The sequence below is a fragment of the Pseudomonas segetis genome (genome assembly GCF_900188155.1).
In the GTDB taxonomy this organism is placed as follows: Bacteria; Pseudomonadota; Gammaproteobacteria; order Pseudomonadales; family Pseudomonadaceae; genus Aquipseudomonas; species Aquipseudomonas segetis.
The window spans coordinates 471,387-485,606 of the sequence record NZ_FZOG01000003.1; the positions used below are offsets into that span (position 1 = coordinate 471,387).

The 14,220-nt window shown below is 58.2% G+C and carries 11 protein-coding genes and 1 pseudogene; 4 read left to right on the forward strand and 8 right to left on the reverse strand.

Features of this window, described 5'->3' with window-relative positions:
• Positions 1-42: 42 nt before the first annotated feature.
• The gene (gene gcvP / locus CHB79_RS13405) at positions 43-2,919 is read left to right on the forward strand and encodes an aminomethyl-transferring glycine dehydrogenase (RefSeq protein WP_089360270.1); all 2,877 of its coding nucleotides are present in this window, start codon (positions 43-45) and stop codon (positions 2,917-2,919) included.
• 14 nt (positions 2,920-2,933) lie between these two features.
• Here the strand turns inward: gcvP and CHB79_RS13410 are convergent, their stop codons facing one another.
• The 3 genes from CHB79_RS13410 to tfpB all read right to left on the reverse strand — a co-directional run bounded on the left by CHB79_RS13410 (position 2,934) and on the right by tfpB (position 6,240).
• Complete coding sequence (locus CHB79_RS13410; protein ID WP_010489379.1) at positions 2,934-3,383, reverse strand: NfeD family protein; 450 nt, start codon at positions 3,381-3,383, stop codon at positions 2,934-2,936.
• On the reverse strand, positions 3,383-4,306 hold the full coding sequence (locus tag CHB79_RS13415; RefSeq protein ID WP_010489381.1) for an SPFH domain-containing protein: 924 nt from the start codon (positions 4,304-4,306) through the stop codon (positions 3,383-3,385). Before CHB79_RS13415 ends, CHB79_RS13410 begins: the two co-directional genes overlap by 1 nt.
• Positions 4,307-4,455: 149 nt before the next feature.
• On the reverse strand, positions 4,456-6,240 hold the full coding sequence (gene tfpB, locus CHB79_RS13420) for a type IV pilus assembly ATPase TfpB (RefSeq protein ID WP_089360271.1): 1,785 nt from the start codon (positions 6,238-6,240) through the stop codon (positions 4,456-4,458).
• A gap of 358 nt (positions 6,241-6,598) precedes the next feature.
• Here tfpB and CHB79_RS13425 point away from each other — a divergent pair, with 358 nt between their 5' ends.
• On the forward strand, positions 6,599-7,081 hold the full coding sequence (locus CHB79_RS13425; protein WP_010489383.1) for a hypothetical protein: 483 nt from the start codon (positions 6,599-6,601) through the stop codon (positions 7,079-7,081).
• 249 nt (positions 7,082-7,330) lie between these two features.
• Here CHB79_RS13425 and CHB79_RS13430 read toward each other — a convergent pair.
• A pseudogene (locus CHB79_RS13430) lies at positions 7,331-8,690 on the reverse strand (transposase).
• Positions 8,691-8,865: 175 nt separating this feature from the next.
• On the reverse strand, positions 8,866-9,429 hold the full coding sequence (locus CHB79_RS13440) for a TetR/AcrR family transcriptional regulator (RefSeq protein ID WP_010489396.1): 564 nt from the start codon (positions 9,427-9,429) through the stop codon (positions 8,866-8,868).
• Between the two features lie 185 nt (positions 9,430-9,614).
• Between CHB79_RS13440 and CHB79_RS13445 the strand changes: the two genes are divergently transcribed.
• Positions 9,615-10,271: a glutathione S-transferase gene (locus CHB79_RS13445; protein WP_089360273.1), complete on the forward strand. Its 657-nt coding sequence runs from the start codon at positions 9,615-9,617 to the stop codon at positions 10,269-10,271.
• Between the two features lie 275 nt (positions 10,272-10,546).
• Here CHB79_RS13445 and CHB79_RS13450 read toward each other — a convergent pair whose 3' ends face one another.
• The 3 genes from CHB79_RS13450 to CHB79_RS13460 form a co-directional block, all read right to left on the reverse strand.
• Complete coding sequence (locus CHB79_RS13450; RefSeq protein ID WP_089360274.1) at positions 10,547-11,314, reverse strand: SDR family NAD(P)-dependent oxidoreductase; 768 nt, start codon at positions 11,312-11,314, stop codon at positions 10,547-10,549.
• A gap of 53 nt (positions 11,315-11,367) precedes the next feature.
• Entirely contained in the window at positions 11,368-12,066 is a 699-nt protein-coding gene (locus tag CHB79_RS13455; protein WP_089360275.1) for an NADPH-dependent F420 reductase, read from the reverse strand.
• Between the two features lie 205 nt (positions 12,067-12,271).
• On the reverse strand, positions 12,272-13,075 hold the full coding sequence (locus CHB79_RS13460) for an NADPH-dependent F420 reductase (RefSeq protein ID WP_089360276.1): 804 nt from the start codon (positions 13,073-13,075) through the stop codon (positions 12,272-12,274).
• A 246-nt stretch (positions 13,076-13,321) separates the two neighbouring features.
• Between CHB79_RS13460 and CHB79_RS13465 the strand changes: the two genes are divergently transcribed.
• Positions 13,322-14,215 (forward strand): LysR family transcriptional regulator, encoded by an 894-nt coding sequence (locus tag CHB79_RS13465; RefSeq protein ID WP_245851469.1) that lies wholly within the window; start codon positions 13,322-13,324, stop codon positions 14,213-14,215.
• Positions 14,216-14,220 lie beyond the last annotated feature (5 nt).

Here is a 14,220-nt window from a genome sequence, read left to right on the forward strand (position 1 = left end):
TGCGCAATGGCGAGGCCTTGTCATTTCTAGAGGCTCTCAACCATGTCTGCAACGCCGTCATTGTCGCAACTCAAGCAGCCGGATGCATTTCTACGACGCCACCTCGGCCCTGATGCCGCCGAGCAGCACGCTATGCTCGGTACATTGGACCTGCCTAGCCGGGCAGCATTGATCGAACAGACAGTGCCGCCGTCTATCCGCTTGAATCGACCATTGGCACTGCCTGATGCGCTGGATGAGCAAGCAGCGCTGGCCAAGCTGCGTGGTTATGCCGAGCAGAATCAGGTGTGGACCAGCCTCATCGGCATGGGCTATCACAACACCATCACGCCGACGGTAATAGTGCGCAATGTGCTGGAAAATCCTGGTTGGTACACCGCCTACACGCCCTATCAACCGGAAATCGCTCAAGGTCGGCTTGAAGCGCTGCTCAATTTCCAGCAGTTGACCATCGACCTGACCGGGATGGAGCTGGCCAGTGCCTCACTCCTGGATGAAGCCACGGCAGCGGCTGAAGCCATGGCCTTGGCCAAGCGGGTCGCCAAGTCGAAGAGCAACCTGTTCTTTGTCGATCACAATTGCCACCCGCAGACCATTTCAGTGGTGCAGACCCGGGCCGAGGGCTTTGGCTTCGAACTGGTGATTGCCGATGTTGCGAGCCTCGCAGAACATCAGGTCTTTGGCGCGCTGCTGCAATATCCGGACAGTCATGGCGAGATCCGTGACCTGGAACCCTTGATCGGTCAGTTACATGCTCAGCAAGCGCTGGCGTGTGTCGCGGCAGACCTGATGAGCTTGCTGCTGTTGACCCCGCCCGGAGAACTGGGCGCCGATGTGGTGCTGGGCTCGGCCCAGCGCTTTGGCGTGCCCATGGGGTACGGCGGGCCCCACGCAGCCTTCTTTGCCACGCGCGATGCCTTCAAGCGGGCGCTGCCGGGGCGCATTATCGGCGTGTCTAAAGACTCGCGCGGCAATATGGCGCTGCGTATGGCACTGCAAACACGCGAGCAACATATTCGTCGTGAGAAAGCCAATTCAAACATCTGCACCGCGCAGGTATTGCTGGCCAACATAGCCAGCTTCTATGCGGTGTACCACGGTCCGCAAGGGCTCAAAGCCATTGCCCAGCGGATTCACCGGCTCACGGCAATTCTTGCGGCCGGCCTCAAAGCCAAAGGTATAGAGCGCGACAACCAGTATTTTTTCGACACCCTGACCCTGGAGGTGGGCGGTAGCCAGACGGCGATTATCGAGTCGGCGCAGGCAGCGCAAATCAATCTGCGAATTCTGGGGCGCGGCAAGCTGGGCGTCAGTCTTGATGAAAGTTGCGATGAGCACACGGTCGAGCGTTTGTTTGCAGTATTTCTGGGGGCTGATCATGGTTTGGGTGTCGCTGAGCTCGACGCCAGCGAGATCGAGGACGGTATTCCAGCGGACCTGCAGCGCCGCTCAGGCTACCTGGCGCACCCGGTATTCAATACCCATCACAGCGAAACCGAGATGCTGCGCTACATCAAGCAGCTCGAGAATAAAGACCTGGCGCTCAACCAGGCGATGATCCCGCTGGGCTCGTGCACCATGAAGCTCAACGCCACCAGCGAGATGATCCCTATTACCTGGCCCGAGTTTGCCAATCTGCACCCCTTTGCTCCGTTGGAGCAGGCCCATGGCTATGCCTTGATGATCAACGAGCTGGATGAATGGCTGCGCGCCATAACCGGATTTGATGCGATCTGCATGCAGCCCAACTCCGGGGCGCAGGGCGAATACGCAGGCCTGCTGGCCATCAGCAAATATCACCAGAGTCGCGGTGACACACAGCGCAATATCTGTCTGATTCCGGCCTCGGCGCACGGCACCAATCCAGCTTCGGCGCAGATGGCCAGTATGCGCGTGGTGATTGTCGAGTGCGATGCCGAGGGCAATGTCGACCTTGCCGATCTCAAGCTAAAAGCGGCCGAGGCGGGTGATCGCCTGGCATGCCTGATGGCGACGTACCCGTCGACCCACGGTGTGTATGAAGAGGGTATTGTCGAGATCTGCGAGGTAATCCATGCCCACGGCGGCCAGGTCTATATGGACGGCGCCAATCTCAATGCCCAGGTCGGCCTGGCGCGTCCGGCGGATATCGGCGCAGACGTGTCGCACATGAACCTGCACAAAACCTTCTGCATTCCCCACGGCGGCGGTGGCCCCGGCATGGGACCAATCGGCGTGCGTGCGCATTTGGCGCCCTTTGTCGCCAACCACCCGGTGATCGAGCTGAAAGGCCCTAACCCGGAAAACACCGCAGTCAGCGCGGCGCCATGGGGCAGTGCGAGTATCTTGCCTATCAGTTGGATGTACATCGCAATGATGGGCCCGCAATTGGCTGATGCCACCGAGGTGGCAATCCTCAGTGCCAATTACCTGGCAAACAACCTCAAGGATGCATTCCCGATACTGTTCAGCGGTCGCAACGGTCGCGTTGCCCATGAATGCATCATTGATTTACGCCCGCTCAAGGCACAGACCGGCGTCAGCGAGGAAGATGTCGCCAAGCGCTTGATCGACTATGGGTTCCACGCGCCAACCATGTCATTCCCGGTGCCGGGCACGCTGATGATCGAACCGACCGAGAGTGAGTCCAAGCATGAGCTGGATCGTTTTATCGAGGCCATGTTGAGCATCCGCGCGGAAATCGCCAAGGTACAAAACGGTGACTGGCCCGAAGATGACAACCCGCTGGTGCGGGCGCCCCACACGCTGGCGGACATGGTCGGCATTTGGGAGCGACCCTACAGCATTGCCCAGGCAGTGACCCCAAGTGAGCACACTCGCCTGTACAAATACTGGCCGACGGTCAATCGGGTGGACAATGTCTATGGCGACCGCAACCTGTTCTGCGCCTGTGTGCCGCTGGACGCCTATCGCGAATAAGGCAGGTGCGCCGGTTATTTGATGGGCTCAACCAGGAGCAATACACCATTCTGGCCAGTGACCCGTACTGCGCTGCCAACAGGCAAGTCCGGGCCGCTGACCAGCCACAATGTATCGCCCGCCTTGATTTTGCCGCGCCCGCTGCTGATGGCTTCGTGCAGGGCGAACTGGCGACCCAGTAATTCGCTGCCGCGATCATTCAAGCCGGGTTGATCGGAGATTTTCCCAGCGTTGCGCTGGCGCCTCCACCATAAAACCGCGCTCAACACCGAGAGCACGGCAAACAAGACGAATTGCAGGGCCCAGGGCAATGCCGGAATCACATAGGTGATGATGCCTACACCAGCAGCGGCAACGCCAATCCACAACAGGTAACCGCCGGCACCAAATACTTCGAGTATCAACAGCAGGGTGCCTAGCGCCAACCAATCCCAGAACGTCAGGTGTTGTAGAAAATTGAGCATTACTTGGCCTGCTTGTCGCCGAAGGTGGCTTTGATGATTTCGCCAATGCCGCCGACCGAACCAATGATCTGGCTGGCTTCAAGCGGCATTAGCACCACTTTGCTGTTGTCGGAGCTGGCCAGCTTGCCCAGGGCATCGACGTATTTTTGCGCAACGAAATAGTTGACCGCCTGCACGTTACCATTGGCGATTGCCTCGGAAACCATGCGCGTTGCCTCGGCTTCTGCCGCAGCGGCTCGCTCCCGGGCCTCTGCTTCAAGGAAGGCGGCCTGGCGCTCGCCCTCAGCCTCAAGGATCTGCGCTTGCTTCTTGCCTTCAGCGGTCAGAATCGCAGCGGAACGCGAACCCTCGGCCTCAAGGATTTGCGCACGCTTCAGACGCTCGGCCTTCATTTGGCTGGCCATGGCGTTGACCAGGTCGGCGGGCGGCGTGATGTCCTTGATCTCAATGCGGGTGATCTTGATACCCCAAGGCGCGGTAGCTTCATCAACGGTGCGCAGCAGACGCTCGTTGATGGCGTCGCGCTGGCTGAGCATGGCATCGAGTTCCAGCGAGCCCAGCACGGTACGGATGTTGGTCATCACCAGGTTGCGGATGGCGTGGTCGAGGTTGTTGACCTCATACGCGGCCTGTGCAGCATTGATCACCTGGGAGAAACACACCGCATCGATCTGTACGATGGCATTGTCGGCGCTGATCACTTCCTGGGGTGGAATATCGAGCACGGTTTCCATCACGCTGAGCTTGCGACCAATGCGGTCGACCAGCGGCACAATGATGTTCAAGCCCGGCTTGAGCGTGTTGGTGTAGCGCCCAAAGCGTTCAACCGTCCATTGTGAACCTTGGGGCACAACTTTGAAGCCCATGAAGACGACGGCGATCGCGAGGCCGACGAAGAGAAATATGACGCTGCCGATTTCCATGCAATTAATCCTTAATGTGGTCAGGCGTTGTTAGCAGGACATCTAAGCACAACTGAGTTTTCAATGTCGCCAAGTGGCTCTCAGCAGAGGCATCGCGGAATCACAAAACGCTTTAATCACCATACCCGACCTTGTCGCAGGCAGCCGGGTTAGCGTTGCTCGCTTTGTGGGGTCACGCGCAGCACTTCCTCGATTGTGGTCAGCCCGGCGGCAACCTTTTGCGCGCCAGACAAACGTAGGCTGCGCATGCCTTCCTTGAACGACTGGCGACGCAACGCAATCAAGTCGGTCTCGGCGCTGAGCAGGGACTTGATCCCATCATTGAGCAACATGATTTCGTAAACCCCGGCCCGGCCGCGATAACCGGTGTCGCGACACTCCAGGCAGCCCACGGCCTTGTGCGCCCCGGTCGGCAGGGGCGCGTTCCAGGGCTTGGTCAGGCTTTGCCAGTCACTTTCGTCCAGCTCGTGCGGGGTTTTGCAGTGTGGGCAAAGTGTACGCACCAAACGCTGCGCCATGACGCCCAGCAGCGTTGCCTTGAGCAGGTAATGCGGCACGCCCAGTTCCAGCAGGCGGGTAATGGCGCTTGGGGCATCGTTGGTGTGCAGTGTGGACAACACCAGGTGTCCGGTCAGCGCGGCCTGGATCGCCATTTCAGCGGTTTCAAGGTCACGAATCTCGCCGACCATGATGATATCGGGGTCTTGGCGCATCAGTGAGCGCACGCCGCTGGCGAAGGTCAGGTCGATATTGCTCTGCACCTGCATTTGATTGAAGGCCGGCTCGATCATTTCGATCGGATCTTCAATGGTGCAGACGTTGACTTCATCGGTGGCCAGCTGTTTCAGGGTGGTGTACAGCGTGGTGGTTTTGCCTGAGCCGGTCGGGCCTGTGACCAGAATGATGCCGTTGGGCTGGCCGGTCATGCCGGTCCAGCGCTTGAGGTCATCTGCCGAAAAACCCAGCTGGTCGAAGCTCTTTAGCAGCACTTCCGGGTCGAAAATCCGCATCACCAGCTTTTCACCGAAGGCCGTTGGCATGGTCGACAGACGCAGTTCGACTTCGCCGCCATCCGGGGTCTTGGTCTTGATCCGGCCGTCCTGGGGTTTGCGTTTTTCGGCAACGTTCATTCGGCCCAGGCTTTTCAAGCGGCTGACAACCGCCATCGTCACCTGCGGCGGGAACTGGTAAACGGTGTGCAGCACGCCATCGATACGAAAGCGCACGCTGCCTTGCTCGCGGCGTGGCTCGATGTGGATATCACTGGCGCGCTGTTGATAAGCGTATTGAAACAGCCAGTCGACGATATTGACGATATGCGCGTCGTTGGCGTCGGGCTCCTGGTCCTGCGCGCCAAGGTTGAGCAACTGCTCGAAGTTGCCGGTGCCGCTGACCTTCATGTCCACCGCAGTGGCGCCGGTAACCGATTTGGCCAGCCGGTAGAACTCGACGGTGAAACGCTGGATATCAACCGGATTGGCCACCACACGCTTGATAGGGCGCTTGAGTACATGGCGCAGGTCATCTTCCCAACTGCGCATCAGCGGCTGGGCACTGGCGATTGTCACCGCTTCCTGGCTCACCGCCACCGCGAGAATCTTGTGCCGCTGGGCGAAGGCGTAGGACATCAGCGGGGTAATCGCGGCGACATCGATTTTCAGCGGGTCGATGCGCAAATACGGCTGGTTGGCATATTCCGCCAGCCAGACCGTGAGGCTTTCAAGGTCGAGTTTCTTGCCGGGACGCGCTAGATCATCGAGCTGTTGCGCAGCCAGAAACTCCAGCGGGTGTTGTTGGTTCTTGACCGCACTTCGCCGGATCGCCAGGCACTGCTCGGCGTTGTCTTGATCCACCCGGCCTTGGGTAACCAGCTCGCGCAACAGGTCGCCAAGATCAAGTACGCGGTCGGGTGTGGACGAAGTCAGTACGGACATTGGTTTTCCTGCAGTCATTACGTAATGCACCTAGCTTGAAGCCAAGCGCGTGTCTTGTCAGCTAGCAGCTACTGATTCTGTAGATTAGTCGGCTGCACGTCGCTGTGCTGCGGCAGGTGGGCATCAGTTCAAGCGCGGCATAGGCTTGCCGCCTAGAATGCTCGAAAGCGCAGGGCTCAACAACATGGCCTGGGCAACGGGTGTTGCTGGCTGCCCAAGGTTTGCCGAACAGTGCAGAGCAGGTGAACCCGATACAGGGCAATAAATCTGCCGCCTCGCCCGGCCAGGACTGTTTACAATATGACCGTGATTACTCCTGGCCATCAACATGGCTGAACCAGACAAGGAACCCGGCGCCATGGCCTCTCCAGATAAACAGCAAAAACGCGCCCAGCGGGCCAAAGCCAAGGCCAAGCAAAACCGTTCGGGCAAGTCCAGGCCGAATGTGGTGCACCCGGTGCTGGCCAATCCGTTGATCAACGAGCCTTTCGATGATGTTGCCATCGACCTGAGCACCTTCGACTTCAAGGACATTGAAGAGAACGGTTTCGACCCGGCGCACTTCGACGACCTGTTTGAAGCGATGAAATACGGCGAAGGCATCAGCCTGCTCGCAATGTGCCTGGTTTTCTTGCAGTACCCGGTTCTGGAACTGGTGATCGCCGAGGAAGCACAAGACTCCGCCACCGACTTTATGATGGGCCTGCTGATCACCTATCGCGCAATCTTCCACGACGAAGACGAAGACACGGCAATCCAGTGGATCGGCGGCGAGGCCTTCCAAGCGGCCTACGACGAAGCATCGACCATCCTGCAAAAGAAAAATGCCCGCAGCGCCTGAGGTATTCGCACTTAAACGTGGGGAAGGAGATAGAGGCTGAACTTTGTTTTCGGCCAGAGGCGGATATCTTCTAGGGGCGGCTACCGGCCGATTCTGTTGAAAAAGTAGCTTTAGCGGCAGCCTGCCGATCAGGTGTGCCTGCTGTCGAAGTGGCTGCAAGCCACTTCAAGTTGCCTTTCGGCGTTTCACTGAGCGTCCTTGCTCAGGTTTAAGGGTTAATTTGAGGGTTTCTGCTCGTAGCAGGCGTACCTATCCCGTCAGCGGTGGCCCTTGAGGCAAAAGCTTGGCCATGCGGCGCAGGTTCTGCACCGTGGCCGCCAAAGTGAATTCGTCAGTGGCACCCGTTAGGCCACGCAGTCGTAAACGGTCGAGTTTCATGATCCGTTTGAGGTGGGCGAAAAGCATCTCCACCTTCTTTCGTTCGCAGCGAGAGACGAGGTACTCCGGTGTCTTGGCGATGCGTCGAGCCACGTCGCGGGCAGCCTCATGGATGCTGCGGACGATCTTCCGTGGGGCAGCATTTCGCTTTCAACGAGCAGGTAGCGCAGTCGGTTTGGCTGGAGCGGTAGATGATGGTGTTGGCCTTAGTCACCCGCGATCTTTTCTGGGTGAAGGTGCGCCATTCACTGCGTAGCGGTTTGCCGGCTGGGCAGCGATATTCATTGGTCTCCTGATTCCAGTGGAAGTCGTTACTGGAGAGGCTGTCGTCCTTGCGCTCGGTCTTGTCCCACAGTGGCACATGCGGCTCGATATCCTTTTCTTCGACCATCCAGGCCAGCATCGGGGCAGTTCCATAGGCGGTATCGCCGATAAGGCGTTCCGGTGTGAGGTCGAACTGCGCTTCGACACGCTCGACCATCGTCTTGGTCGAATCGACTTCAGCGGTACGGTGCGCCGGGGTAGCCTCCACGTCCATGATCACACCGTGCTCAGTATCGATCAGGTAATTCGTGGCGTAGGCAAAAAAGGCCGGGCCGCCTGGCGCCGCTGTCCAACGGGACTGAGGATCAGTGAGCGAAATTTTCTTGGGAAGAGCTTCAGCCAGCGCCTCGTCATCAAGGGCTTCGAGGTACTCGCGCACGGCGCGGCTCCTGAGTGCTGGATCGCGCCAATCGACTTCATCTCCTGCTACCCCACGTTGCCGGCTAGCATCCGCCTTGATGATGCTGGCGTCGACGGCGAAACCTTCACCCTTGACCAGACCGGCTGCCATGCAGCGCCGCAGCACTTCATTGAACAACCAGCGGAACAGATCGCTGTCACGAAAACGCCCATGGCGATTTTTTGAGAAGGTCGAGTGATTGGGGACTTCGTCTTCCAGACCCAGCCGGCAGAACCAGCGATAGGCCAGGTTCAGGTGCACCTCTTCGCACAATCGCCGCTCGGAACGAATGCCATAGCAGTAACCGACGACGAGCATGCGCACCATCAATTCCGGGTCAATCGAGGGACGCCCGATGGGGCTATAGAAATCCGCCAAGTAGGCGCGCAGATCACTGAGATCCAGGCACTGGTCGATGCTGCGCAGAAGATGATGGGGCGGGACGTGACCTTCGAGATTGAACGAGTAGAACAGGCGCTGCTGTCCTCCCGGTAACTGTCCCATCATGCTGTTCGCCCCCACGCTCGCTGACAAAGCAATTTTGCCAACGGCATGGGGAGGCCGCTACTTTTTCAACAGAATCGGCCACAAGCAGACATTGACACCGTCCAACGGCCGGAAAGGCCGACGCCCGAATCGTTTACATGCACGTTGCGGAAATACTGCGATGAATGCCGTGAGCTCAGGCTGGTATCAACCCCGCTTCCTGGTAGCTCAACATCAAATCGTCAAACAAAGCGATGTCCGACCTCGTACGCGCGATTAACTGTGCGCCTGCGATAGCGGTGTAGATGGCACGAGCACGACGCTCACTGTTCAACACATCGCTCAATCCAGCGTCCGTCAAGCATTCAGCAAGCCACCTCACGTTGACGTTCGCGAAGGCCTCGACCTCTTTGCTCACTTGATCGGGTAGGTCCTCGTACTCAGCGGCCATGAAGCTGGACAGGCAGAGTTTGTTACCGTTCACCAATGATTGACGGAAGATGGACGAGTACCGCTGCACACACTGGCGCGGATCAGGGGTAGCGAGCCGTATGACTTCCAGCGCAGCCAGCGTGTCCTGCCAGTAGCGTTCGGCAACGGCGGCAGCCAAGTCTGCCTTGCTGGGAAAGTGGTAGTAGATGCTCGCGTTTTTTATGCCAACCTCTTCGGCGATGCTGCGGAAATTGATACCGCTGTATCCGTGCAACTGTGCAGCTGACTTCGCAGCCGCCAATATTGCCTCTCGAGCGTTTTCACTCACGTCTCCTGCCTCACCTTGCCCCATTTTCGTGCTGCGTACTTTACTCATTTGGCTGTTACCTGCCAATTGGTAGGTTGGCGTTGACGGCGACATAATCTTTGGCTCATGCTTTACCTACCAATTGACAGGTAGGCTTCCAAATGACTACTGCACCGCATCAGCGAGTGGCTTGCGCTGCTCCCTCAATGAAGATTTACGACTGGTTCAATGGCCCTTACCCAGCGCGAGTACGTATCGCACTGGCCGAGAAGGGCCTTCTATCAAAGGTCGAGTTCGTATCGGTAAACCTCTGGACCGGCGAGCACAAGGCACCTGAGTTTCTCGCCATAAACTACTCCGGCACCCTGCCAGTGCTTGAACTCGGGGACGGCACGCTGATCGCCGAATGCACTGCAATTACCCAGTACCTGGACAGCCTCGACGGTGAGCCGACCCTTTCCGGCAAAACGGCTCTGGAGAAAGGGCTTATTCATATGATGACCAAGCGCGCCGAAATTGAGTTTCTCGATGCCGTGAGCATGTATTTCCATCACGCTACCCCAGGCCTAGGCCCGAAGGTCGAGTTGTACCAGAACGCTGAATGGGGCGAAAAAATGGGCGAGAAAGCGATCAGGGGCATGCATTATTTTGACAGTCTGCTTATGGATCAGCCTTTCGTTGCCGGCGACACATTTTCGATGGCCGACATCGCCCTTCTGGGCGGGATGATCTTCGCCGGCCTCGTAAAGCTGGCGGTGCCCGAAGCGTGCGTCGCGTTGCGCGCCTGGCATTCCAGGATGCAAGAACGTCCCAGCGTTAAGACTTGGCAGGCTCTGGTTGAACAGGGCTCGTCAGGGGTTTGATGATCGAGCCAAATGCGCATCCGCTGTCGTCATTAGCGGATGCAACTCCGAAGGCTCTCTTCTCGCGCTTTATCCCAGAAACGATGCCTCGTACAAAGCTTGAAGGTACTGTCAGTACCTGAAGTCGACGAAGCGTTGCAAACGTCGGAGCAAAAGGAGTACTAGCTGCTTATGCGGCGATCTAGCCAGATATTGCTATCCGGCTAGATGCGGCCCGTGAGGAAATACAACGATCGCCGTAATCTGCACCTATCAGACCGCTGTATAACCGTGAATCAGAGTTTGTATCCGCCGCTCGCCTCAATCACTTGTGCGGTAATCCAACGCCCTTGGTCAGAAGCCAGAAACGCGACCACTGCGGCGATATCGGCGGTTTCACCGAAGCGCCCCAATGCGGTATCGGCCTCAATAGCGGCGACCATCTCAGCGTTCTCGCGCACGGCGGCATTCATGTCGGTTCGCACCCAACCCGGTGCCACCGCATTCACGGTGATACGGCGCGGGCCCAGTTCCATTGCCAGTGCATGAGTCAGGTTATTGATCGCTGCCTTGGCCATGGAGTAGATCGGCACGACTGGCAAAGGGCGGGCACCAAGGCTGGAGGACAGGTTGATAATCCGCCCGCCATTCACGAAGCGGCTTAACGCCGATTGAATTACGAAGAATGGCGCGCGAGCGTGGACGGCGAAGATCGTGTCCCAGCTTTCCGGGCTGGCATCGGCGAGGCCGCCCCACCCAGAGTTGCCAGCGTTGTTGACGAGAATATCGAGTCCATTGCTGCCGTTGCGGTCGACGAGTTCGCTGTCGAGCTCTTCGAAAAGTGCGGCGATAGCGTGTGCATCGACCAGGTCGGCGTGAAGTGCGAAGGCGTTGCCACCGGCTTGTCTGATGGCAGCGACTACTTCGTCAGCAGCGGCTTTGCTTGCGTTGTACGTCAGAGCCACCGTAGCGCCCTCTTGCGCGAGACGTTCAGCAATCGTGCGACCGATGCCGCGCGAGCCTCCGGTGACCAACGCAGTTTTTCCAATAAGTGACTGTGACATGTGAGTGTCCTTGTGAATCTGGAGGGATGATCAACTGATCGGTAAGCGTCCGTTCAAACGGTACGTTGGCGCAGGATCGGGCCTGGGTTTGCTTCGACAATGGCAGCGCCCAGTCGAATCAGGTCGGCGTCGCCGCTGTATTCATGCTCGGCGATCTGATGCAGAAGCACGCCCAGTTGCTCTAGCTGTCGGGCAACTTTCAGAGGGCCGGCGTTGATGGGGGTAAAGCCAGCGTCTTCGATCAGTTGCCGAACGATTTGCCCGGCTTGTTGATCGTCTGTGGCATAGAAAACGTTTGCCTTGGTGGGCGACGAGGCCCAGGCAGCGGCTTCGAGCACTGGCGCGGCCAGTTGGCTAAACGCCTTAACTACCCGAGCGTTGGGTAGGCGTTTTTGCAGGTACTCGGCGGTCGAGTTGTCGCGCATAAACTCGACATCATGAAAGTGCACGAAGTCTTTGGTGACGCCGAGGGGGTTCATGGTTTCGATCACGATTTTGCCGTCGAGCGCGTCGCCTATCTCATCAACAAGCGCATCCGTCCGAGGCCAGTAAACCGAGAACAACACGGCGTCGCCAAAGTCTGCTGCCTGTTTGAGGGTACCGAGGGTGGCGCGGTTGCCCAGTTCGGCCAGCAGAGGTGCGATCTTGCGATCCTCGCCATCTTTGGCCAGTACCAGTTGGTGGCCTGCGCCGGCCCAGGCTCGTGCGAGTCGGCTGCCAACGTTGCCGGTGTTCAGAATGCCAATCTTCATGTGTTTTCTACATCCCGTTGCTACCGTGGAAGGCCACTGTATTCAAACGTGAGAAGTAGAAAAATATAGCGATTAGCGACACACCGTTGCTTTTACAGACAACAATATAGTTTCAGGAATTGGCGGGATGTTGCGGACAGAACCCATGGCTTAGCGTTGGCAAAACAAGGCACCGAACGCCCTCGAAGGGCGCTCGGTGTGGAGTCTATTTTTTTAGCGTATTGGCGCTGGCCAACTCCAGGAACAGCGCAATATGGATGGGTGGCATGCCCTCCAGCGTTCCGCCAATCGGAGAAGGGCGTTCGGCCTTGCGGATCAACTGTCGGGCCTTTTCAGGAGCTATTGGGGTGCCGGGCTGCTGATAGACCTTTTTGGCCTCGGCATCGGACAAACTCGGTGCGATTGCGGGCGCATAAGGCCAGAAATAGATCGGCGTATTGGGTTCGATCCGCCAACTGTCTTCCAGTGAGCCCGCGTCGACCACGTTGTAACCAACGGCCTCGATGAAGCGGGCCACGGCGTCCTTGGCATCACGGTCGTCACCGGCAATCGGCAACGTAGTGCGCTCGGCATCGCCCACCGGGCGGGCGTTGTGCTGCATATGGATCCAACCGATGTTGTGGATGCCCTTTACCACCTTCGAACCCCACAGGTGCTTCTGCACCAGCTCACTGGATGTCAGCTCGCCATTGTCGAGATCCGCGCGGCGAAAATCGCCGATGCCTGGGTAGTAGTTGGTTTGGTCAATGACCACCTTGCCGACGAGTTTGTCAGCGGGAAGGGTTTCGAAATTTGCCAGAGGGATTGCCAGCGAAACGATATCGGCAGCGGCAATCGCTTCATCAACGGTGCCAGCGCGAGCCCGTGAGCCCAGTTCTGTTATCAGCCCAGCCAGCGAATCGGGGCCGCGGGAGTTGCTGATAACCACGTTGTAGCCTGCTGCAGTGGCTAGGTGAGCAACCGCTTTGCCGACAAGCCCGGAGCCGATGATGCCGATGGTAAGTGTCATCTTGAGTCTTTCCTTCTAGGGGGAGAACGGCGCGGCACGTGCGTAAGACACACATCCGCCGTGAGAAGCCATGCAAGCAAGCCGAACGCACAACAACAGGTGGGAGCGTCTGGTTTACGGGCCGCTTAAAACCGCATCCAGCGGGTATCACCGCTGTGTCGATGGCATACGGCTTGTTGCATGGGCCGCACTTTAGATTTGCCCCATGGCTTGATAAATACGCCCCACGATCAAATACTGTTGTCCATGAATACATCAATCGATTTACCCGAAATGCGCGTCTTCGCAGCCGTCGTCACCGATGGCTCGTTCACCCTGGCGGCTGACCGGCTAGGCACAGACAAGGCGCGCGTCAGCCGCATTGTCAGTCGCATGGAAGACAAGCTTGGTGCTCAGTTGCTGACCCGCTCGACGCGCCGTCTGAGCGTGACTGAAGTCGGGCGCGACTACTTCGAACGTGCCATGAGCATCCTTACCGCTGCCGAGGCCGCCGAGGCGGCGGTGGCACAACAGTCCAGAGAACCAAAGGGGCTGCTCAAGCTCACTGCCGGCTCTGAGTTCGGCACGATGGTGGTGGACAATTGGGTGGCGGACTTCCTGCGGTTGGCGCCGAAGGTGACGGTTGAGGCGGAATATACAAACCGCCTGGTGGACATCATTCACGAAGGGTTTGATGTCGCCATTCGCGTTGGCGCGCTGGACGACTCAAGCCTTTCCGCGCGCAAGCTCGGCGAAGTGGATTACGGGCTGTATGCGGCTACCGATTACTTGAAACGCGCCCCCGCAATTACATCGGTCGCTGACCTGAAGCATCACGACCTGATCATGAAGACGACGCGCGGGCGCGCCAACTGGGCGCTGGTCAACGGCGCGAAAACCGAGAAGGTTACGGCGTCCCCGCGCTGTGCGGTCAACAGTACGATCTCTGCGAGAAACCTCGTGCTTACCGGGCTCGGGATCACACAGTTGCCCCGTTTTATGGCTGAACCGCATGTGGTCCAAGGCACGCTGAGCTGTGTGCTTCCCGGATGGGCAGAGGTGCCTGCGCCCGTCCACGCGGTGTTCGCATCCAGCCGCTACATGGACCCCAAAGTGCGCAGTTTTGTGGATCTATGCCTAAGTGCGTTCAAGGACAACTGAGGCGC